The organism is Collinsella sp. SGI.095 (genome assembly GCF_050314535.1).
Taxonomy (GTDB): domain Bacteria; phylum Actinomycetota; class Coriobacteriia; order Coriobacteriales; family Coriobacteriaceae; genus Collinsella.
Genome location: NZ_JBNPNG010000001.1, coordinates 117,541 through 140,506, shown reverse-complemented (window position 1 = coordinate 140,506; position 22,966 = coordinate 117,541). Strand labels below are relative to the sequence as shown.

The window sequence follows — 22,966 nt, the reverse complement described above, 5'->3', positions numbered from 1 at the left end:
GCGGGACCAACCCGTGGGATAGAATGGCACGGTACGAACAGGAGAGCCTGCGGGAGGGGAGCGCGATGTCTGAAACCGGTCTGCTGCCGGCATATCTGATCGTCGGTACCGACGGAGTCAAGCGCGACCACGCCGTCTCGCGTATGAAAGCACGTCTGGAAAAGTCGGGTATGGTCGAGTTCAACCTCGACGAGCGCGACATGACCAAGGACCCCGATATCGAGTCCATTATCGGATCGCTCAACACTTTTCCCATGGGCAGCGAGTTTCGCTTGGTAATCCTTGACGGCTGCTCAAAGCTCGCCAAGGCGGTCTCGGAGCCGCTTGTCGAGTATTTAGCGAGTCCAAGCCCCACAACGGTCTGTCTCATCATCGCCGACTCGCTTGCCAAGAACACGCGCCTGTATAAGGCGATCGCCAAGATCGACAAGAAGGCCGTGATCGATTGCTCCGGCACCAAGCGCTGGGAGCTACCGCGCCGCGTGCAGCAGATGGCGACGCAGCACGGCAAGTCGATCTCGACGGCGGCCGCCGAGGAACTCGTCTCGCGTTCGGGTGAAAACACTCGCATGCTCGATAACGACTTGGCCAAGCTTGCCCAGATGGTCGATGCGCCGCAAATTGAGCTTGCCGATGTGGAACGCTGGATCGTGCGCACGGCCGAAGTTCAGCCCTGGGATTTTCTCAACGCGGTCTCGGCTCGTGATATGCGCCGCTCGCTTGAGCTCTTTGGGCTGCTACCCGCCAAGAGCTATGTGTGGACCTACACGCTGCTGTGCGGACGCATTCGCGAGCTTATCGTCGCCAAGGCGCTCGATGCGCGTGGGCAGGGTCGCGAGCTTGCCGCGACGCTCAAGCTTCAACCCTGGCAGGTTAAGAATCACCTGACCTGGGCACGCCGCTTTTCGATGGCGGAGCTCGTCGCGGCGCTCGAGGGCGCGGTCGATGTTGAGCTCGCTCTTAAGGGTTCGGCCGATTCTCAGAACGCGCTTTTGCTCTGGATTACGAACATCTTGAGAAAAACGTGATGATACCTGTCTATTTGACAAATTCGTTCTATCCCTTTGAGGAGGAGCGTGCTATAGTAGGCGCTTGCATGACCTCACCGTGTCTCAGAGGTGTCATACATTTTTTGCAAGGAACTCGAAAGGAACTCCAGAAGTGGCAAACATCAAGTCTCAGAAGAAGCGTATCCGCACCAATGAGGCAGCTCGCATGCGTAATAAGGCTGTCAAGTCCGAGCTCAAGACGCTGACCAAGCACGTCCAGTCCGCCGTCGCCGAGGGCGACGCCGAGAAGGCCCAGGCTGCCCTCAAGACCGTCACCAAGCGTCTCGACATGGCTGCCGCCAAGCATGTTATCCACAAGAACCAGGCTTCCAACCGCAAGTCCGGTCTTGCCAAGCTCGTGAACAGCATCAACGCCTAAGTTGTAAATTTCACACCACACAGATTACGCGCATAAATGGAGCCTGTTTTATGGAACAGGCTCCATTTTTTGTATCGCTCGGGTAAGATAGTCCGCATGAATACTTCAATTGACATTTCCCACATCCGCAACTTCTCGATCGTTGCGCACATCGGCCATGGCAAGTCCACGATCAGTGATCGCATCCTCGAGCTCACCCATACCGTCGACGAGCGCGACATGGAATCGCAGCTGCTCGACACCATGGATATCGAGCGCGAGCGCGGCATCACGATCAAGTCCAATGCCGTTCGCGTTTCCTATGACGCCGACGATGGCGAGACGTATCAGTTCAACCTGATCGATACGCCGGGCCACGTGGACTTCACCTACGAGGTCTCGCGTTCGCTTGCCGCTTGCGAGGGTGCGGTGCTCGTCGTCGACGCCACGCAGGGCGTCGAGGCGCAGACCGTCTCCAACGCGACGCTCGCCATGAACGCCAACCTGGATATCGTGCCCGCTATCAACAAGATCGACCTGCCGTCGGCACACCCCGACGAGGTTAAGACCGAGATCGAGGATGACCTGGCGATTCCAGCCGACGATGCCGTATGCGTATCGGGCAAGACCGGCGAGGGCATCCATGATCTGCTGGAGTCCATCGTCTTTTTGATCTCACCGCCCAAGGGCGATGCGACGGCGCCGCTCAAGGCGCTCATCCTGGATTCGTATTTTGACGAGTACCGCGGCGTCGTTGCCACGGTCCGCGTCTTTGACGGCTCCATCAAGAAGGGCGATACCCTGCGCATGATGCAGGCCGAGGGCGACTTTTTGGTCGATGGCGTGGGCGTCAAGCGTCCCGCCGAGACTCCGGTCGACGCGCTGACGGTCGGTGAGGTGGGCTACGTGGTCACGGGCCTGAAGGACCCTGAGGCCGTTCGCGTGGGCGATACCCTCACGTGGGCGTCGAATCCCTGCCCTGAGCCGCTTCCCGGTTACCGTGAGGCCAAGCCCATGGTCTACACGGGCTTGTTCCCGATCGACAACAAGGATTATGAGAACCTGCGCGACGCTCTCGATAAGCTGCATGTCAACGACCCGTCGTTGGTGTGGGAGCCCGAGACCTCGGTGGCGCTCGGCTTTGGCTTCCGCGTTGGCTTCTTGGGCCTGCTGCATATGGAGGTCGTCAAGGAGCGCCTGGAGCGCGAGTTCAACCTGGACCTCATCGCCACGAGCCCTTCGGTGGACTACCACGTCTACAAGACCGACGGCGAGATGCTTGATGTCCGCAGCCCGCAGGATCTGCCCGAGGCCACGCGCATCGAGCGCATTGAGGAGCCCTACCTCAAGGCCAAGATTATCTGCCCGCCCGAGTATACGGGAGCCGTCATGCAGCTCGCTATCGAGCACCGCGGCATTACGACCGACATGATCCACCTCACGAGCAAATCGGTCGAGATGCGCTTCGACATGCCGCTCGCCGAACTCATCCTGGACTTCTTTGACCAGCTCAAGAGCCGCACCAAGGGCTATGCGTCGCTCGATTATGAGTTCAACGAGTATCGTCCCTCCGAGCTCGTCAAGCTCGATATCCTGCTTTCGGGCGACGAGGTGGACGCGCTTTCGTTTATCGTGCACAAGGACAAGGCCTATGGCCTGGCCCGCGGGTTGTGCGACAAGCTTAAGGAAATTATTCCGCGCCAGCTGTTCGAGGTGCCCATTCAGGGTGCCATCGGCAACAAGATCATTGCCCGCTCGACCGTCAAGGCGCGCCGCAAGGACGTTTTGGCCAAGTGCTATGGCGGCGATATCTCGCGTAAGCGCAAGCTGCTCGAGAAGCAGAAAGAGGGCAAGAAGCGCATGAAGGCCATCGGTTCGGTCGAGGTCCCGCAAGAGGCCTTTATGGCGATCCTCAAGGTGGACGAGTAGTTCCATGGCGCTTTCCGAATACAGTACGCGGCTGCTGGGTGCCTATGCCGAGCAGCCGTTCCTTATGGCTCCCATGGCCGGCGTGACCGATCCTGCCTATCGCATCATGTGCCGCCGCCGCGGCGCCAATCTTGCCTATAGCGAGATGGTGAGCGTGGCGGGCCTTGCCTATGCCAGCAATAAGACGTGGCGCCTGGTGCTGCCGGCCGACGAGGAGCGGCAGATCTGCGTGCAGCTCTTTGGCTCCAAGCCCGATCAATTTGCGAGCGCCGTCGCTGCCGTCGAGGAGCGTGTGGGCGATCGCCTGTCGCTGATCGATATCAACATGGCCTGCCCGGCTCGCAAGGTCGTCACCAAAGGCGAGGGCTCGGCGCTCATGCGCACGCCCGAGCTGGCCGAAAAGATCGTCGAGGCGGCGGTGGGCGCGGCGCACGTGCCCGTGACCGTTAAGATCCGCAAAGGCTTTTACGCCGAAGATCGCAATGCCGCGACGTTTGCCCAGATGCTCGAGGGGGCGGGCGCCGCTGCTGTGGCGGTGCATGGTCGCTGTGCCACGCAGCTCTATACGGGTCAGGCCGATTGGTCGGTCGTCGATGAGGTGGCCGATGCCGTCGAGATTCCCGTTATCGGTTCGGGCGACGTGTTCTCGGCCGAGGATGCCGCGGAGCATCTGCGCAACTCGGGTGCCAGCGCGGTGTTTATCGCACGCGGTATCTACGGTAATCCCTGGGTCTTTGGTGATGCTCGCGCCCTTGCGCTCAATGGCGTACCGGTGCCGGTGCGCAGCTCTGTCGAGCGCCTGGACGCCCTGCGCGAGCATCTCACACTGACGCATGAGCTTCTGCCGCTCATGTCGCGTGCCCGTACGTATGCAAGCTGGTATCTAAAGGGCATGCCCCATGCCGCCGCCTGGCGTGCCCAGGTGGTGCGTTGCTCCACATATGAGGAGTTCATGGCATTGGTCGATGATATCGAGCGCGATGTGGTGGCCTGCGAGGCCGCGCTTGCCGCTGGCGAGTCGGTGCCCGCCCATCCGCTGGAGGCCTAACGGTGGCCGTTACCGCGCTGTACGTGCATGTGCCGTTTTGCGCTCAAAAGTGTCGGTACTGCGACTTTGACTCACGCAGTTTTGCTCCGTGCGACCTGAGCGCTGCGCTCGATGCCTATTTTGAGCAGCTGTATGCGCGCCTTGATGCCTTTGGAGACACCGGGGCGCTTGCTCAAGTCCGCACCGTCTATGTTGGCGGCGGCACACCGTCGCTGGCGGGAGAGCGTCTGGTGGAGCTTGCCCGGCGTATTTGCATGTGGTGCAAGCCCGTTGAGTTTACCTGCGAGGCTAATCCTGAGTCGCTGACCGCCGAGCTTGCCGCTGCGCTTGCCAAGGTTGGTGTCACACGTGTCTCTCTGGGTGTGCAAACGCTCGATAACACCGAACTCACTGCCATCGGCCGCATTCACGATGCCGATCGGGCGCTCGCTGCCATCACGACGGTTAAGGACGCTGGACTCGATGTGTCGTGCGACCTTATGTGCGGCCTTCCCGGGCAGACCGCAGCGAGTTGGAAGTGCACGCTCGATGGCGTGTTGGCAGCGGCGCCGCAACATGTGTCGGTGTACCCGCTCACGCTCGAGGAAGGCACGCCGCTCTACCGCATGGCGTGTTACGACGAGTCGCTCGAGCCCGACGAGGATTTTCAGGCTGCGTGCATGGAAGCGGCGCGCGAGCGTCTGGGTGCGGCCGGCTATCACCCGTATGAGGTGGCAAGCTATGCACTCGACGGACATGAGTGCTCGCATAACATCGCCTATTGGACCGGACGGGGCTATCTGGGCCTGGGTCGCTCTGCCGCGGGCATGTTCGACGCCGAGGATTTCGATCGCTTGGCCGGGCTTTATCCCGACGTGCCCGCTCGCGGCGATGCGTATCGCGTGCGTCTGGTACAACGCGACGATGCCGCGACGACGTTTGATGCCGAGTATCTGTCGCAGCGCGAGGCGGCGGCGGAGGATTTGATGCTTGCCTGCCGCATGACGCGTGGCATTGGGCCCGACCTGTTGGTTCGCTCGGCAAGCGTGATTCCTGCAGACGAGCTGGCGGCGTCCTGCGACCGTGCGCTCGAGTTGGGCCTTGCCACCTGGGTACCCGATGATGTCGAGGGGCATGCGGGGCGCATCACCTCAAAAGATGTTGTAGCAGGTCGCGCCCGCGCCCGTTTAGCGCCCACCCACTTGGGCTGGCTCGATGGAAATATGCTGTTCGAGCTGTTTTGGGGTCTAGCTTAGGCCGCTCGGGTAGAATTACCGCAATATATACGCTGCTGTGAGCAGGAGGTTGCCGCGCATGGCGACGATGAACGAAAAAGATTACTACGAGATCTTGGGTGTCTCCAAGGACGCCACCTCGCGTGATATACAGAAGGCCTTTCAGCAAAAGGCCCGCAAGCTCCATCCGGACGTCAACAAAGAGCCGGATGCCGAGGAAAAGTTTAAAGAGGTTTCCGAGGCCTATGCCGTGCTTTCGGACGAGCAGAAGCGTGCGCGCTATGATGCCATGCGCTCGGGCAATCCCTTCGCCGGCGCTCCTTCTGCTTCGCCCTATGGCGGCGGCTACGCCGGCAGCGCAGGCTATGGCAATCCCTTTGAGGGCGGCTTTCCCTTTGGTGGCGCCTGGGGCCAGCAGCGTCGCAGCCAGGCTGCCTATAATCCCGAGAACGGCGCCAACGTGGTCGTCGATATTAAGCTCGACGCCAAGGAGGCCAAGGGCGGTGCCCGCAAGACCGTCCGCTATACGCGCTTCGATACCTGTGGTCATTGCGGAGGCTCGGGCTCTGTCTCGTCCGAGCATGCACATACCTGTCCGAGCTGCGGCGGTCGCGGCCACATTGACGTCGACCTGTCCTTCCTGTTTGGTGCCGGCACGTTCCAGTCGGTCTGCCCCGAGTGCGGCGGTTCCGGTAAGGTCGTCGCCGACCCCTGCCCCGATTGCGGTGGCAGCGGACGGACCCGTGTGACCTCCGAGCAGACGATTGAGTTTCCTGCCGGCACGCATGATGGCGACGAGGTCCATATTGACGGCATGGGTCACGCCGGCACCAACGGTGCCTCGGGCGGCGATTTGGTCGGGCGCGCCCATGTCGAGGCCGAACGCCTGGAGGGCAAGGCTCGTACCGGTTTTTACCTGATGGGCATCGTGGCGCCTTTTTTGGTGCTGTCGGCCATCTCGGGCGTGTTCTCGGCCTTTGCCATGATGTGCTTTGTTCCGTTTGCCATGGGCTTGTTCATGGTGCTCTCGGACGGCGTGCTTCACCGCAGCCTGCTGTGGTGGAAGCGCGGCGCGATGCAGTTTGCCAACGGTTTTGCCAACGGATTTATGTTTGCTCTCGTGTCGGTTTGGTTTGCGAGCTGCTCGCAACGTGCCATGCTTTCGCCCTACGCAATGCAATAACATCAAACCCTTTGTTTGCGGTCGGCCCAGCTTGGGTATAGGACGCACTGTGACAATAATGAAAGTCGGAAGGATTCGGTCGTGTCGGAAAATAGGGATTACTACGAGGTACTTGGCGTCGACAAGGATGCCGACGCGCGGACGATTAAGCGCGCGTTTCTAAAGAAGGCCCGTATCGTACACCCGGACGTTTCGGACGACCCCGATGCCGAGGCCAAGTTCAAAGAGCTCAACGAGGCATATTCCGTTCTTTCCGACGAGCAGAAGCGTGCAAACTACGATCGCTACGGTTCGCCCGACGGCCCCGGTGGCTCCGGCTATGTCGACATTAATGATATCTTTGGCGGCATGGGCATGGACGACCTCTTTTCGTCGTTCTTTGGCGGCGGTGCCGGCGGTGGCGCCCGAAATCGCCGCGAGCGTCGTCGCGGCCGCGATATGGCCATCTCCCTTTCGGTGACCCTTGAGGAGGCGGCGCTCGGTTGCAAAAAGACGATCAGCTATGACCGCCTTGCCCCCTGTGATGATTGCAATGGCACCGGTAGGGCGGAGGGTGCGGCCGAAAAGCAGTGCAGCCGTTGCCACGGCACGGGCTATGTCACGACGGTCCAGCGCTCGTTCCTGGGTCAAGTTCAGTCCTCTTCGCCCTGCCCCGACTGCCATGGCGAAGGCACGGTCATCGACCATCCCTGCGAGACCTGCGACGGTCAGGGCCGCACGCCTTCGCACGAAAAGATCGACATCGATATCCCCGCCGGCGTCTCGACCGGTCGCCAGCTGCGCGTGTGCGGCTTTGGCGAGGCAGGCCTTCGTGGTGAGCCCTCGGGCGACCTGATCGTCAACGTGCGCGTCGCCGATCACGAGCGTTTTAAACGCAACGGCGACGACCTGTACCTCGTGAGCGATATCTCGATTGCGCAGGCTGCGCTCGGCTGCGAGATTAAGGTTGAGGGCATTTTGCCCGACGAGGTCGTCAAGGTGTGCGTCCCCGCCGGTACGCAGTACGGCGATACCGTGAGTGTCAACAACTACGGTATGCCCCGTATCGGCGGTGGCGGCTCGCGTGGACGCTTGATCGTTCAGCTGCGCGTGCTCGTCCCCTCGAACCTTTCCGCTAAGCAGCGCGAGCTGCTCGAGGCTTTCGCCGCCGAGTCGGGCGACGATGTCGCTTCCGGCAAGAAATCGGTGACCGATCGCATTAAGAGCGCTCTCGACGACATCCTCGATTAAGGAGCCCGCGTGCTCGCACCTCATATCTCTGTTGTCAACCTCGGCTGCCGTGTCAACCGGGTTGAGTCCGACCGTATCACTGCCGATCTTATGCGCCTGGGTTTTGCAATGGTGGAGCCTCAGGATGCGGAGCTGATCGTCATTAACACCTGTGCCGTTACGGGCGAGGCCGAGGCCAAGACCCGTAAGGCCGTCCGCCATGCGCTGGCTCATCCAAAAGAGCCCTATGTGGTCGTGACCGGGTGCGTTGTCAATTTGCACCCCGAGGAGCTTCTGGAGCTTTCGGACCGCGTGATCGCGGAACCGTCTAAGATCGATGTCGCCGAACGCGTCTGCGAGGTGCTGGGCGTTGAGACCGATAGTGTGGCCGCCTGTAGCGACGGCGACGTGGTCGACGCGCTCGGTCGCTCGCGTCTGGGTGTGAAGATCCAGGACGGCTGCAACCATCGTTGCACCTATTGCATTGTGTGGAAGGCCCGCGGCCCCGAGCGCTCCGTGCCGGTCGAGTCTGTGCTCGAACAAGTTCGTGAGGCTCAGGAGGCCGGCGTGCCCGAGGTGGTGCTGACGGGCGTGAACCTGGGCGCCTACGATGGCAAGAGTGCGACCGACGAACACGTCGAGATCGATGAGCTGCTCGAGTCAATCATGGAGCGTACGTCTATTCCTCATGTGCGCATTTCCTCGGTCGAGCCCATGGATATCTCCGAGCCCCTGCTTAAGGTCATGGCGCGCTATCCGCAGCGCATCGCCCCGTTTTTGCACCTGCCCGTGCAGTCTGGCTGCACGGCGACCCTGCATCGCATGGGCCGTCCCTATAGCGCCGAGGCATTTGAGGAGACGGTTCGTATGATTCGCGCCAACTTGCCTCAGGCGTCCCTTTCGTGCGACGTCATCGTCGGTTTTCCCGGCGAGACGGACGAGGAATTTGAGGAGTCGCTGGCGTTGTGCCGTCGCGTGGGCTTTTCGCGCATGCATGTCTTCCGCTATAGCAAGCGTCCCGGTACCCTTGCTGCCGACATGCCCGACCAGGTGCCGCCCGAGGTTATGGCTGAGCGCAGCCGTCGTATGCGAGCCGCGGCGCAGGAACTCGCCATTGCCGACGCCCGCCGTCGCGTGGGCACCGTCGAGCGTGCCGTGCTCGAGTATGGCGACAACCTGACGCTCGGTTCGTTCCATCATGCCCGTCTTGACGATACCTGCGGACTCACAGTCCCGTGCCTGCTCGATGTTGCTATCATCGGAGTCGATGATTCCGGCTTGGTCCATGCACGCAGGGAGGTTCATGGAAGCCTCGAAGATTAGACTTACCGTTCCCGATGGAATTGATCCCTCGCGCGTTTTGGGTGCCGGCGACGGCGTCCTTCGTGCGCTCGAGAGCTTGGTTCGCGCCCACGTGGTCGCCCGTGGCGACAGTATCGCCGTGTGCGGTGACCCGGACGAGGTCGAGCTCGTGGCGCGCTTTTTCGAGCATGCTTTTCGCGAGGTTGCCGCCGGACGGACGCTGTCTGTCGACGATGTCTCTCGCTGCCTGGCCGTCTTGCGCGACGGTGAGTACGGGGCTACGTCGCTTCGCGATGACGTGCTGCTTTCGTATCGCGGTCGTGCCATTCGCCCCAAGACGCTCGGTCAAAAGCGCTATGTGGATGCTATCCGCTCGCATACCATCACGTTTGGCTTGGGTCCTGCCGGTACCGGTAAGACCTATCTGGCCATGGCGCTTGCCGTTGCCGCGCTCAAGCGTCACGAGGTGGGCCGTCTGATCTTGACGCGTCCGGTTGTCGAGGCGGGGGAGAACTTGGGCTTTTTGCCCGGTACCCTCGAGGAAAAGATCGATCCCTACATGCGTCCGCTCTACGACGCCCTTTTTGACATGATGGATCGCGAGCGCACCGATGAGCTTATGGAGCGTGGCGTGATCGAGATCGCCCCGCTTGCCTACATGCGCGGTCGTACGCTGAGCGATGCCTTCGTGGTGCTCGACGAGGCTCAAAATACCACGCCCGAGCAGATGAAGATGTTCCTGACGCGCTTGGGCTTTAACTCCAAGTTTGTGATTACCGGTGACCTGAGCCAGCGTGACTTGGTAGGTCGTCGCGGCGGTCTTGCCGACGTTGAGCAGATTTTGGGTCGTGTCGACGATGTCGCGTTTTCGCACCTCGAGCGTGCCGACGTGGTGCGTCACGCCTTGGTGGGGCGAATCGTCGAGGCATATGATGCTTATGATGACGTGCGCGAGAAACGCGTGCGCGACCGAAAGGAGTCCCGTTGAGTGTATTGATCAGCAACGATGCCGAGCTCGATACGCTGCTTGACGCGCAGGAGGTAGAGCATATCTGCGAGGTCGTGCTTGCTGCCGAGGGCGTTGAGCGAAAAGTCGAGATTTCCCTTTCGTATGTCGATGAGGATGAGATGCACGAGCTCAACCACGAGTGGCGCGGTATCGACCGTACCACCGATGTCCTCTCGTTTGAATGCGACTCGGCCTTTGACGAGGATATCCCAGCCGACGAGACGCTCGAGCTCGGCGATATCATCTTGGCCCCGCAGGTCATTGCCCGTCAGGCCCCCGGCTTTGGCAATAGCCCTGCCGATGAGTGCCGCCTGATGCTCGTGCATGGCATGTTGCATTTACTGGGCTACGATCATATCGAGGACGACGAGGCCGAGGTCATGGAGGCCCGCGAGGACGCCATCCTGCGCGATCTGGCGCTCGAGCGCGGCGAGGACCCCAAGCTGGTTCACGTCGGCCCCATCACCAACCATGCCCACGACTAGGAGCCGTCTATGATTCCCGGATCGAACAAGGACCATCCGTCCTTTTTAAAGTCGTTCTCCTACGCCATGGAGGGCTTCGTTACCGCCGTCAAGACCGAGCGTAACATTAAGGTCATGCTCGTGGCGGGTGTGTGCACTGTCATTGCCGGCTGCATCGTGGGGCTCGACATTGCCGAGTGGGCTACGATAATCATTTGCTGCGGCCTGGTGATTCACGGCGAGCTGTGCAACACCGCCATGGAGGCGATTGTCGATTTGGCGACCCAGGAACTCCATCCGCTGGCAAAGCGTGCAAAGGATATCGCCGCCGCCTCCGTATACGTTCTTTCCATCACCGCCGCGATTGTGGGCTTGTTGGTATTTGCCCACGCGCTCGGCTTTATTTAGAAAGGGATCTTCATGTCCGACAATATGCAGCCTATCGATGAAACGCTGGACGACGAGCCCCTGGATGCTGTGGATGCCGAAGCGACTGAGGCTTGCGAGGTCGAGGAGTTCGACCCGTTTGAGGGCATGAGTGACGAGGAGCTCGACGCCCTGTGCGACGAGGACGACAGCCTCGCGGGCTTTGGCGACGTTGAGCCCGGTTTCCGCAGCGGCTTCGTGGCCCTGGTCGGCCGCCCCAACGCCGGTAAGTCCACGCTGCTCAACGCCTGCTATGGCAAAAAGGTCGCCATCACCTCGCCGGTGGCCCAGACGACCCGCCGTCGCATGCGCGCCGTCGTCAATCGCCCTGGCTACCAGCTGGTTTTTGTCGATACTCCGGGTATCCACAAGCCCAAGGACGGTTTGGGGACCGAGCTCAACAAGAGTGCGTTGTTCGAGCTAAACGATGTCGATGTCGTCGCGTTTTTGATTGATGCCACCAAACCGATCGGCAGGGGAGACGCCTGGGTTGCCGAGCGCGTCAGATGCGCCCGTTCCAAGAAGGTCCTGGTGCTCACCAAGGCCGATGAGGCCGATCCCGCACAGGTCATGGAGCAGCTTAAGGCCGCCCACGAGCTCATGGAATATGACGATGAGATCGTGACGTCGTCGGTCAAGAACTTTAACGTCGATGCCTTCATCGAGACCGTTGCGCACTTTTTGCCCGAGGGCCCGCGTTGGTTCCCCGAGGACATGGGTACCGACGCTTCCGACGAGACGCTCGTTGCCGAGTTTGTGCGCGAGAAGGTCTTGCGCCGCACCCGTGATGAGATTCCGCACTCCGTTGGCGTAATCTGCGATGCGCTCGAGCAGACCAAGAAGGTGCTGCGCGTGCATGCCACTATTTACGTTGAGCGCGAGGGCCAAAAGGGCATCATCATCGGTAAGGGCGGCGAGATGATCAAGCATATCGGCATCGACGCCCGTCGCGATCTTGAGCGCATCTTTGGCACGCAGGTCTTTTTGGAGCTGGACGTGAAGGTAAAGGCCGGCTGGCGTGACGACGAGGCCCAGATTCGCCGTTTTGGCTACAACGCCGAGGACTAAGGGCGCGCGGCGCTCATGGCAGGCTCACGGACATATCGCACAAAGGTACTCGTCCTCGATAAGACCAAGCTCAAGGAGACCGATCTGATCTTGACGATGCTTGATGAGCGGGGTCGGCAGGTCCGTGCCGTGGCAAAGGGCGCGCGCAAACCCGGCGGGCGCCTGGCGGCGCGCTGCGAGCTGTTCTGTACCGTCGATATGCTGCTCGCGCACGGACGGTCACTCGACGTGGTTTCCCAGGCCGAGCTTATGGAGGCGCCGCTCGGCGCCGCGCCCGATTACGAGACGACCTGCGCCGCAAGCGCGATCGCCGAGGTCGCGCGCGTGTGCTCGTTCGAGGACGCCGAGGACCCGTTTACCTTTGCCATTACGCAGCGAGCACTTGCCCTGGTGGGCAGCAGGCTCGACACGGCACATATGGACCTGCTTGTGGCGGCATATGTCTTTAAGCTGCTGTCGCACGTTGGCTATCGACCCGATTTTTCGGCCTGCGTACTGTGCGGAGACCCCATGCTGTCGTATTTTTCGCCCCAGGCGGGCGGGCTCATGTGCGGGTCGTGCGCGTCGAGCGTTCCGGGTGCCGAGCTGGTGTCGACCGGCGAGGTCGCATGGCTGCGCGCCCTCATGTCCATGACCTTCGATGCGCTCATGGCCGAGAGGGTCGATCCCCATACTGCCGCCTTTTTGCTGGGGCTTTCGCATGTTTGGGCTGCGACGCACACCGATCAGCGTCTTCGCGCGATGGAATTCATGTTGGGTCGGTGATGATGGGCATACGCGGTCCGCTTGTGGTAACATACCGACCTGTTGGTACCTCGACCTTGGATGCTCGCTCCACCGGCGGCTTCCCAGTCCGAGGCGAATAGAGTCGCCCGTGGGCGACGCGAAACGAAAGGTGAAACAATGACTGTTTCCAAAGAGCGCAAGGCGGAGCTGACTGCCCAGTTCGGTAACACCCCGGTCGACACCGGCAACCCCAAGGTTCAGGTCGCCATCCTGACCGAGCGCATCAAGGAGCTGACCGAGCACATGAAGTCCCACCAGAAGGACTTCCACACCCGTCGTGGTCTGCTCATGCTCGTCGGTCGCCGTCGTCGTCTTCTCTCCTACATCAAGAAGAACGACGTCGTCGAGTATCGTGAGCTCATCAAGGCTCTGGGCATCCGCGACAACATCCAGTAAGGATTTGTACATGCTAAGAGCGTCCTGCGCAGCGGGGCGCTCTTTTTGTGTAAGGGCGTGAACAATCACGCTCTGAAGCGTGGCGGGGGCAGGGGGCCCGCGTCACATGAGAAGCCCGCTGGCAAGGGGCCTGCGGGGTAAAGGAGAACAATGACACTCGTATCCAAGACCTTTGAGCTGTACGGCAAGACCTACACCTTTGAGTCGGGCGAGCTTGCCAAGCAGGCCACCGGCGCTTGTCTGGTCAAGCAGGGCGACACCACGATGCTCGACACCGTGGTCGTCTCCAAGGAGCGCAAGAACTACGACTTCTTTCCGCTGACCGTCGACTTCAACGAGAAGATGTACGCTGCCGGCCGTATTCCGGGTGGCTACCTCAAGCGCGAGGGCCGTCCCAGCGAGAAGGCCACGCTCACGGCCCGCATGATCGACCGTCCTATTCGCCCGAGCTTCCCGGACGGCTTCCGCAACGAGGTGCACATCGTCGCCACCTCGCTCGTCGCCGACCAGGTCAACCCCTTCGACGTCATCAACGTCATGGGTGCCTCCCTGGCCATGACGCTCGGCGGCGTGCCCTTCGAGGGCCCGCTTGCGTGTGTGCGCATCGGCCGCAACGTGGAGACCGGCGAGTTTATCGTCAACCCCACCTATGAGGAGCGCGAGAACTCCGATCTGGACCTGGAGCTGGGCGGCTCTGCCGACTTCATCTCGATGGTCGAGGCCGGCGCCGATGAGATCTCCGAGGACGATATGCTCGCCGCCATGAAGTTTGGCCAGGAGGCCCTCGCTGCCTTCTGCCGGGCTCAGGACGAGTTTGTTGCCGAGTGGGAGCAGGTCAACGGCGCTATCGTCAAGAAGGAGTACCCGCTCGACCAGCCCGTCGAGGAGGTCCAGGAGCGCATCTTCGCCCACTACGACGAGATGGCAGCCGCCCTTCGCGACGCCGACAAGCTGTCCCGTATCGGCAAGGTCGAGGCTCTGAAGGAGTCCATCCGTGCCGAGTTCACCGAGGAGGAGCAGGCCGCTTGGGAGCGCGAGATCCCCGTGGCACTCAAGAAGCTCGAGAAGAAGGCCATGCGCACCATGGTCGTCGAGACCGGTGAGCGCGTCGACGGCCGTGCCGCCGATGAGATTCGCCCCATTATGGTGAAGGACAACTACCTGCCGCTCGTTCACGGCTCCGGCCTGTTCCAGCGCGGCCAGACCCAGGTGCTCTCCGTCCTGTCGCTCGGCATGCTCAACGAGGGCCAGCGTCTGGATACCATCGAGCCCACCGAGGGCAAGCGCTACATGCACCACTACAACTTCCCGCCGTTCTGCACCGGCGAGACCGGCCGCATGGGTAGCCCCAAGCGTCGCGAGATCGGCCACGGCAACCTGGCCGAGCGCGCCCTGCTTCCGGTGCTCCCCGACGAGAACGAGTTCCCCTACGCCATCCGCGTGGTCTCCGAGGTCATGGAGTCCAACGGCTCCTCTTCGATGGCTTCGACCTGCGGCTCCACGCTCGCCCTTATGGACGGCGGCGTGCCCATTAAGCGCCCGGTCTCCGGTATCGCCATGGGCCTGATCCAGGAGGAGGGCAAGACCGTGGTCCTGTCCGACATCCAGGGTCTCGAGGACTTCCTGGGCGATATGGACTTTAAGGTCACCGGCACCACCGAGGGCATTACCGCTCTGCAGATGGACAACAAGGCCACCGGCCTTACCTTCGACATCCTGGCCCGCGCCCTGCAGCAGGCCAAGGAGGGTCGTGCCTTCATCCTGCAGAAGATGCTCGATGTGATCCCCGAGCCGCGCCACACCACGCGCAGCACCGCTCCGCGCATCGTCTCCATCCAGGTTCCGACCGACAAGATCCGCGACGTCATCGGTTCCGGCGGCAAGGTCATCCGCGGCATCCAAGACGAGACCGGTGCTTTGGTCGACATCCAGGAGGACGGCACTGTCTTTGTCGGCGGCACCGGCGAGTCCGTCGACCAGGCTGTCGAGCGCATCAAGCTCATCATCAAGGTTCCCGAGCCGGGCGAGGAGTACACCGGTCGCGTGGTCTCCATCCAGCCCTTTGGCGCCTTTGTCAACCTGCTGCCCGGTAAGGACGGTCTGCTGCACATTTCCCGCGTCGCCAAGGGCCGCGTGGAGAAGGTCGAGGACGTCCTCAACGTGGGCGACGAGGTTAAGGTCGTCGTCATCGAGGTCGACGATCGCGGCAAGATCTCGCTCGATCGTCTGGATAAGCCCGAGGCTCCGGCTCGTGCCGAGGGTGCCTCCGAGGGCGACGGTGAGCACTTCCAGCGCCGTGAGCGTCCGCGTCGCGAGCGCTCCGAGCGCAGCGACCGTCCGCGCCGTCCCGGCGACAACGGAGGCCGCAAGCCCCGCCGTCACCACGACGCCGAGTAACAGCTACACATAAGCAGCTCAACAAGGGCGACTCCGGACAGGGGTCGCCCTTTTGCTATTCCCGGCGGGGGCCGCGGGTAAAGTTTCCTGCTCTACAGTCCTGCTCGCACGGAGAGCACATTAAGTGCTCTCCGGCTCGTGCGGAACTCGCGATAAACTTTACCCGCGGCCCCCGCCGGGAATAGCAAAAGGGCTGGTGGGTGCTGGTTTCGATTTTGTCAGATAGTCTATTCAGTTATCTGAATTCAGATCTTTAGATAATCGCATGTGCGGCATTACCCCAGATAAAACCGACCAAAATAAACCTGTCCCTTTTTGGCAGGTCTGGTGCCATCGGGGGCCGGGGCGGGTTAAGTTTGTCGCGAGTTCCGCACGCAAAGGAAAGCACTTAATGTGCTTTCCGTCTTGCGCAGGACTGTAGAGCAGCAAACTTAACCCGCCCCGGCCCCCGATGGCCCCAGACCGGCGGGATAGACCGGTTTGGATGGGGCTTTGATGCATGGGTGGTCTGTTGGTGGGCAAATGGGTATCATAATGCGGTTACTGCATCGACTCCGTGATGCATGTTTGTACGTTCCCGGCGGTCGGTTTGCCAGAAGCGCCCCGTCGGTTGTTCCAGACCCGTTTCGAAGAAAGGAAACCGCACGAACCTATGGCAGCTAAAAAATCATCTCCCTTGAAGATCATTCCGCTCGGAGGCCTTGACGGCATCGGCAAGAATATGACGGTCTTCGAGTGCGGCGACGACATGGTGCTCGTCGACGCCGGCCTCATGTTCCCCGACGATTCCCAGCCCGGTATCGATTTGGTGCTTCCCGACTACACCTATGTTCTGGAGAACGAGGAGAAGCTCCGCGGCATCATCGTCACCCACGGCCACGAGGACCATACCGGTTCGCTTCCGTACCTGCTGCAGGACCTCAACAACAAGGTGCCCATCTTCTCGAGCAAGCTGACGCTTGGTTTCATCGAGGGCAAGCTTTCCGAGTTCCGCATCCGCGCGCCCAAGTTCCGCGAGGTCAAGGGCGGTAGCCATGTCAATCTTGGTGGCATTTCGCTCGACTTCTTCTCTATGACGCACTCAATTCCGGGCGCTTTGGGCGTATTCATTCGCACCAACCAGGGCACCGTTATGCACACGGGCGACTTTAAGCTCGACCAGACGCCCATCGATGGCGTCACGCCCGATTATGCCGCCATCAGTCGCTTTGCCAAGCAGGGCATCGACCTGTTGCTTTCCGACTCCACCAACGCCACGGTTCCGGGCTTTACCAAGTCCGAGGCCGAAGTCGGCCCCAACTTGCTGCACGCCATCAAGAATGCCCCGGGCCGCGTGTTCGTCGCGTCGTTCTCGAGCCATATCCATCGCCTGCAGCAGATTTGCGACGCCGCCCGCAAGTGCGGCCGCAAGGTCGTCGTGACCGGACGTTCCATGCTCACCAACACCCGCGTGGCGCGCGAGCTGGGCTACCTCAACATCGACGATGCCGATATCATCGATGCCTTCGATATCGATAACCTGCCTGACGACAAGATTGTCGTCATGTGCACCGGCTCTCAGGGCGAGCCGCTGTCGGCGCTGTCCCGTATGGCCAACGGCGAGCACAAGACGCTCTCCATCCACGAGGGCGATACCGTCATCCTGTCCGCTACGCCTGTTCCCGGCAACGAGAAGGCCGTCCAGCAGGTCGTCAACAGCCTGGCCAAGCTTGGCTGCGACGTGTGGGACAAGAACCGTGCCCTCGTCCATGTCTCGGGTCACGGTAGCCAGGAGGAGCTCAAGCTTCTGATGGCCATGGCCAAGCCCACCTACTTTATGCCGGTTCACGGCGAGGCCGTGCACCTGCGAGCCCATGCCCAGCTTGCCCGTAAGATGGGTATTAAGGATGATCACATCTTTATCCTCGATAACGGTGACACGCTCGAGATGCGCGGTGGTATTGTCAAGCGCGGCACGCCCGTCGAATCCGGCGTCGTCTACGTCGACGGCCTGCGCATCGGTGATACCGACCCCATCGTCCTGCGCGATCGTCAGAAGCTTGCCAATGACGGTATGGTCACAGCCGTCGCCATCGTCTCGCTCAAGCACAAGAAGATCGAGGCCATCGAGTTCTCGGGCCGCGGCGTCTCCTTTGCCATCGATGACCAGTTCTCCGAGGATGCCTCCGCATCCATCATGAAGACAATCGAAAAGGGTAAGTTTAGCTTTACGAGCAGCGGCTCCGATGCCATTCGCAAGGCCGTGCGCGATTCGCTCTCCAACTTCATTTGGAGCCGTACGCGCACCCGTCCGATGATCATCCCGGTCGTCATGGAGGTTTAGTTTGGCGCGCGGATCTGCACAAAACGCCAAAGGCAATAAAGCCAACAACCAACCGGCATCTGCTAAGGGTGCCGGTTCCCATCTTCGTGCCAATAAGGGCCACGAGGCCGAGTTCGACGATGTTGAGCCCCTGGTCGAGCCTTCGGCCAACCGCGATATCGCCGGCGTGGTCATTGCCGTTTTGGCGATTGCGTCTTTCATTGCCGTGATTTCTCCGGCAACGGCACCCGTGACGGCAGCGGTTGCCGGTTTCTACCATCTTGGCTTTGGCCTGGGCGCCTACGTGCTGCCAATCGTCATTCTGCTGTTTGCCGCCACGCTCTTTTTGGGTGAGGACTCTCCGCTCAACATTCGCTCGGTCGCGGGTGGCGCCGTTGTCTTTATCGCCGTCGTCTCCATTCTTTCGTTGATGGTGCCGGGCACGAGCGATTCGTGCGACCTCATGTTTGTGCCGCAAAACCTGTCCGCCTCGGGTGGCTACATCGGTGCGTTTATTGCGAGTGCGCTGCAGAATGCCCTGGGTAAACCTATCGCGATGGTGGTCCTGTTGGGTTTGGCCGTCGTTGGCTTTGTCATCATCGGCTTTTCGGTGGGTGGCGTTTTGCGCTCTGCGCGCAATCGCGCTGCCGATTTTGCCGAGCGTCGTCGTGCCGATGTCAATGCGAGCCCGTGGGGCGACGAAGAGGCCCTGTCGGTTCCCGGCGTCGCCCGTCCGCACCTGAGCATTCTTCGTCAGAAGGGCTCCGATATGGCCGTGACCACGGTCATGGGCAATGATGCGGACCCGGTTTTGGACGATGACGACGGGGACGATGATCCGTTTGTCGACGTGTCCGAGGCTGTGGAGGCCGAGCGCGCCAAGACCACGCTGCTGCCGCGTCGCCATGCCAAGCATGGCAAGTCCGCGCCTAAGCTCAACACGAGTGAGCCCGACCCGTCTTGGTCCGATAGCGAAATCGAACTCACCGAGGGCGATGACGAGGGTGACGAGTGTCCGCTCGATACCGCCAAGACAACTTTGCTGCCGCGTCGCCAAGACAGGCGCGGACAGGTCACCGGACAGCTTTCGATGGAAGACGACCCGGACAAGGTCGACGAGTCCGAGCCGCCGTTTGCCGTGAACCCCGTATCTGCTGCCCCGCAGATCCCCGATTTCCTGAAACACCCCAAGGTTGCCGATGCCCCCACCCCTACGGCTTCCGCTGCTCCTGTTGCAGCCGGCGATGGGGGAGCCGACGGCACTGCTGCCGATGTCGAGGGCGAGCAAGAGGATGGCCTCAAACTCCCGCCGCTCGAAATCCTGCACGCCAACCCGCAGTCGGCGTCCGCCGCGTCTTCTGACAAGGAGTTGGAGCAGACGGCCGAGTCGCTGCAGTCCACGTTGTTGGAGTTTGGCCGTAGCGCTCGCGTCGTCGGCTGGATTGCCGGTCCCACGGTGACGACCTTTAAGCTGCAGCCCGGCGAGGGCGAGCGCGTGAGCAAGATTTCGAGCCTCGAGGACGATATCGCGCTTTCGCTTGCCGCCCAGTCGGTGCGTATCTTTGCGCCGATTCCCGGCACCTCGCTTGTGGGTATCGAGATTCCCAATCGCAAGCGCCAGAACGTTAACCTGGGCGACGTGCTTCCCTATGTGAAGGGCGGTCCGCTCGAGCTGGCCATCGGCCGCGATGCCGAGGGTACGCCGGTTGTCGCCGACCTCGCCAAGATGCCCCACCTGCTTATTGCCGGTACCACCGGTTCCGGTAAGTCGGTCATGATCAACTCCATCATCACGACCCTGCTCATGCGCGCGCTTCCCGAGGACGTTCGCTTGATCATGGTCGACCCCAAGCGCGTTGAGCTTGCCGGCTATAACGGCCTGCCCCATCTCTATGTGCCCGTGGTGACCGAACCCAAGCAGGCTGCGAGTGCCTTGCAATGGGCTGTTTCCGAGATGGAGCGTCGCCTGAAGGTCTTCGAGCGCCTCAACGTTCGCAAGATCTCGACGTATAACGAAAAGCAGGCCGCCGGCGAGTTCGAACACTACGATAACCCGCCGCAAAAGATGCCCTATCTGGTCATTATCATCGACGAGCTATCGGACCTGATGATGGTTGCCGGCAAGGATGTCGAGGCCTCGATCGTTCGTATCGCCCAGCTGGGCCGTGCCGCCGGTATTCACCTTATCGTGGCTACGCAGCGCCCCAGCTCCAACGTGGTGACGGGCCTCATTAAGGCCAACATCACCAATCGTATCGCCTTTAACGTGGCCACGGGTATCGATTCCCGCGTCATTATCGACCAGATGGGCGCCGAAAAGCTCACCGGTTTGGGCGACATGCTGTTCTCCAAGGTCGACTGGGGCAAGCCCCGCCGTATCCAGGGCTGTTTTGTCTCGGATGACGAGATCAACGAGATCGTCGAGTTCGTTAAGTCGCAAAGCGAGCCCGACTACCACGAGGAGATTCTGTCTGCCGTGGCGCCTGCTTCCATGTCCATGGCTGGTGGCGGCGGTATTGTCCGCACGGGCGTTGCCGAGCCGCAGGATGACGACCCGCTTATCTGGGAGGCCGCTCATATTGTGGTGGAATCGCAGCTGGGCTCCACATCTGGCCTGCAACGCCGCCTCAAGGTTGGCTATGCGCGCGCCGGGCGTATTATGGACATGCTGGAAGAAAAGGGCGTCGTCGGCCCGCCCGACGGTTCCAAGCCGCGCGAGGTCCTGCTGGATGACGAAGGGCTTGCCGCGCTGGAGTCTGTCGACGCCGAGATGGTACGTGAAGATCGTGAGTTTGGAGGATTCTGATGGCTGCACGCTTTGGTGACATGCTGCTCGAGCAGCGTCGCCGGATGGGCCTTTCCATCCAGCAGGTCGCCAACACCATCAAAATCAGGCCGCAGATCATCGAGTTTTTCGAGACTGGTAACTTTGCATCGATGCCCCCGCGTGGCTATGCGCAGGGCATGATATCGAGCTACGCTCGCTTTTTGGGGCTTAACCCGCGCGAGGTCGTCAACGCTTATTTTGACGACCTCATGGCATATGAACGCGATACCTCGCAGCAGGGCGGTCGTTTTCAGGATGCTGCCGGCTACGTTAACTCGCGTTCTTCGGTCGATAACGGTCGTTTTTTGATGGTTCAGGGTGGTCGTACGACACGGTACGGCCAGCGCCCTCCGCAGGCGGGCTATATCACCGAGACGGGCTCCAGCGAGGAAATTCGTTCTCAGCGAGATCGTTTTCGCAGTACGCCCCTGCCAGATGACCGTGCGCTTCCCGCCGCTCGTGGGTTGAGTCGCGATCCTCGCGCCGGTTACGGCGACGGCGGATACTCCGGTCGTAGCTATCGCGGAGTATCCGCCGGGCGTTCCCGCGATGGCTATTCTGACGCCGATACCACGCAGGTGACGCCGCGCCTCCGTTCGCAATCCCAGCCCTATGGGCAGCGCTCTTCGGCGCCTCGCTCTGGTCAGCGCGGCTATCAGGGCCGTGGCGAGCTTGCGCCGCGTCCGGGCCAGCGGGGTTCGCAGCGCCAGAGTAGCTATCGTGGTCGTCCCGATAGCGGTCGCGGCCGCATACCGCAGGGTAATGGTCGTGGTAGCTCCAATCACGGACGCGGCGTTGGGCGCGCCTCTCAATACAACACGATCGATCCGCGCATTATTTACGTCGGCATCGGTGCCGTGATGCTGCTGTTGATTTTGCTCATCGTGGTACTCCTGCGTGGTTGCGGCTCTGCTGCACCCGAGTCGACGCCCGAGACACCCGTGGCTACCAAGACGACGACAAAGAAATCTTCCAAGAAGACCGAATCCACTGACGAGGATGAAGACGCCGACGAGGCGACGGATGCGGCCGGTTCCGATGCCGCCAAGGCGACGGTGGAAAAGGAAGAGGACGAGGTCACCAAGGTCAAGGTCTCTGTTGCCAAGGGCAAGACCGCCTGGATCGAGGTCAAGGTCGACGGTAAATCGGTCTATGGCGCTCAAGCGACCGGTCCTTTTGAGCAGGAGTACACGCCCGAGTCCTCGATAGAGATCACCACGTCCAAGCCCTCCGATGTCACGGTCACCAAGAATGGTGAAAAGGTTCGCTATGACACCAAGACATCGGGTGTGGCGCGCGTGACCATTACCGTTCCCAAGAAGGAGACCGCTGACTCCGCGAACGGCGATAATGCCGGCGGTACCGATAATGCCGACGGCACCGATGTCCAGTCTACCGTCGGCACCGACACGGCATCCGACGGCCAGACAGTGAACGATTCAGATGACTATTCGTACGACAGCTACTAAGGCTCCCCGTACCGAAAGGAAGAACCATGGCTAAAGATTCCAGCTTTGACGTTGTGTCCGAGGTTAACATGCAGGAGGTCGATAACGCCTTCCAGCAGACCGCCCGCGAGATTTCCCAGCGCTATGACCTTAAAGACTCCGGCGCCACCATCGAGCTTTCGAAGGGCGACAAGCTCTTTACGATTAACGCTCCGGCCGATTTTGTCTCCAAGCAGATCATCGATGTTTTGAGCTCCAAGCTCATCAAGCGCGGTATCGACCTCAAGGCTGTCTCTTGGGACACCCCGCAGGCGGCTTCGGGCGGTACCGTGCGCGTGCTCGGTCATATCGTCGAGGGCATCGACCAGGCGACCGCAAAGAAGATCAATAAAGACATCAAGGATCAAAAGCTTAAGGTCAAGGTGACCATCGAGGCCGATAAGCTGCGCGTTTCCTCGGCTTCTAAGGACGCTTTACAGACGGTGATTCAGTTCCTGCGCGACCAGGACTACGGCCAGCCGCTGCAGTTTACCAACTACCGCTAATTTACT

General features: G+C 61.0%; 19 protein-coding genes. All 19 read left to right on the top strand.

Annotated features, from left to right (window positions below; all coding sequences use genetic code 11):
• Positions 1-65 precede the first annotated feature (65 nt).
• On the top strand, positions 66-1,028 hold the full coding sequence (holA, locus tag ACQRCA_RS00645) for a DNA polymerase III subunit delta (protein WP_427717520.1): 963 nt from the start codon (positions 66-68) through the stop codon (positions 1,026-1,028).
• Between the two features lie 133 nt (positions 1,029-1,161).
• Complete coding sequence (gene rpsT, locus ACQRCA_RS00640; RefSeq protein ID WP_022094714.1) at positions 1,162-1,428, top strand: 30S ribosomal protein S20; 267 nt, start codon at positions 1,162-1,164, stop codon at positions 1,426-1,428.
• Between the two features lie 96 nt (positions 1,429-1,524).
• Positions 1,525-3,336, top strand: a complete 1,812-nt coding sequence (gene lepA, locus ACQRCA_RS00635) for a translation elongation factor 4 (RefSeq protein WP_427717516.1) — start codon at positions 1,525-1,527, stop codon at positions 3,334-3,336.
• A gap of 4 nt (positions 3,337-3,340) precedes the next feature.
• Positions 3,341-4,384, top strand: coding sequence for a tRNA dihydrouridine synthase DusB (gene dusB, locus ACQRCA_RS00630; RefSeq protein ID WP_427717514.1), 1,044 nt, complete (start codon positions 3,341-3,343; stop codon positions 4,382-4,384).
• Positions 4,385-4,386: 2 nt separating this feature from the next.
• Positions 4,387-5,619 (top strand): radical SAM family heme chaperone HemW, encoded by a 1,233-nt coding sequence (hemW, locus tag ACQRCA_RS00625; protein WP_427717512.1) that lies wholly within the window; start codon positions 4,387-4,389, stop codon positions 5,617-5,619.
• A 58-nt stretch (positions 5,620-5,677) separates the two neighbouring features.
• Entirely contained in the window at positions 5,678-6,781 is a 1,104-nt protein-coding gene (locus tag ACQRCA_RS00620) for a DnaJ domain-containing protein (protein WP_427717509.1), read from the top strand.
• Between the two features lie 81 nt (positions 6,782-6,862).
• On the top strand, positions 6,863-8,011 hold the full coding sequence (dnaJ, locus tag ACQRCA_RS00615; protein ID WP_427717507.1) for a molecular chaperone DnaJ: 1,149 nt from the start codon (positions 6,863-6,865) through the stop codon (positions 8,009-8,011).
• Between the two features lie 9 nt (positions 8,012-8,020).
• The gene (locus tag ACQRCA_RS00610) at positions 8,021-9,313 is read left to right on the top strand and encodes a MiaB/RimO family radical SAM methylthiotransferase (protein ID WP_427717505.1); all 1,293 of its coding nucleotides are present in this window, start codon (positions 8,021-8,023) and stop codon (positions 9,311-9,313) included.
• Positions 9,294-10,280, top strand: coding sequence for a PhoH family protein (locus tag ACQRCA_RS00605; protein ID WP_427717503.1), 987 nt, complete (start codon positions 9,294-9,296; stop codon positions 10,278-10,280). Before ACQRCA_RS00610 ends, ACQRCA_RS00605 begins: the two co-directional genes overlap by 20 nt.
• Positions 10,277-10,786, top strand: a complete 510-nt coding sequence (gene ybeY, locus ACQRCA_RS00600; protein ID WP_427717500.1) for an rRNA maturation RNase YbeY — start codon at positions 10,277-10,279, stop codon at positions 10,784-10,786. Before ACQRCA_RS00605 ends, ybeY begins: the two co-directional genes overlap by 4 nt.
• A 9-nt stretch (positions 10,787-10,795) precedes the next feature.
• Positions 10,796-11,173 (top strand): diacylglycerol kinase family protein, encoded by a 378-nt coding sequence (locus tag ACQRCA_RS00595; protein WP_099431794.1) that lies wholly within the window; start codon positions 10,796-10,798, stop codon positions 11,171-11,173.
• A gap of 12 nt (positions 11,174-11,185) precedes the next feature.
• Complete coding sequence (gene era / locus ACQRCA_RS00590; protein ID WP_427717496.1) at positions 11,186-12,259, top strand: GTPase Era; 1,074 nt, start codon at positions 11,186-11,188, stop codon at positions 12,257-12,259.
• Positions 12,260-12,274: 15 nt separating this feature from the next.
• Positions 12,275-13,024, top strand: a complete 750-nt coding sequence (recO, locus tag ACQRCA_RS00585) for a DNA repair protein RecO (RefSeq protein ID WP_154516310.1) — start codon at positions 12,275-12,277, stop codon at positions 13,022-13,024.
• 138 nt (positions 13,025-13,162) lie between these two features.
• Positions 13,163-13,441, top strand: coding sequence for a 30S ribosomal protein S15 (rpsO, locus tag ACQRCA_RS00580; RefSeq protein WP_154516313.1), 279 nt, complete (start codon positions 13,163-13,165; stop codon positions 13,439-13,441).
• 150 nt (positions 13,442-13,591) lie between these two features.
• Positions 13,592-15,838, top strand: coding sequence for a polyribonucleotide nucleotidyltransferase (locus tag ACQRCA_RS00575; RefSeq protein WP_427717491.1), 2,247 nt, complete (start codon positions 13,592-13,594; stop codon positions 15,836-15,838).
• Positions 15,839-16,490: 652 nt separating this feature from the next.
• A complete protein-coding gene (locus ACQRCA_RS00570) occupies positions 16,491-18,161 on the top strand; it encodes a ribonuclease J (RefSeq protein WP_117654800.1) in 1,671 nt (556 codons plus the stop codon).
• Between the two features lies 1 nt (position 18,162).
• The gene (locus ACQRCA_RS00565) at positions 18,163-20,946 is read left to right on the top strand and encodes a DNA translocase FtsK 4TM domain-containing protein (RefSeq protein ID WP_427717488.1); all 2,784 of its coding nucleotides are present in this window, start codon (positions 18,163-18,165) and stop codon (positions 20,944-20,946) included.
• Positions 20,946-22,436, top strand: coding sequence for a RodZ domain-containing protein (locus ACQRCA_RS00560; RefSeq protein WP_427717485.1), 1,491 nt, complete (start codon positions 20,946-20,948; stop codon positions 22,434-22,436). Before ACQRCA_RS00565 ends, ACQRCA_RS00560 begins: the two co-directional genes overlap by 1 nt.
• 26 nt (positions 22,437-22,462) lie before the next feature.
• Positions 22,463-22,960, top strand: coding sequence for a YajQ family cyclic di-GMP-binding protein (locus tag ACQRCA_RS00555; RefSeq protein ID WP_154516322.1), 498 nt, complete (start codon positions 22,463-22,465; stop codon positions 22,958-22,960).
• The last annotated feature ends 6 nt before the right edge of the window (positions 22,961-22,966 follow it).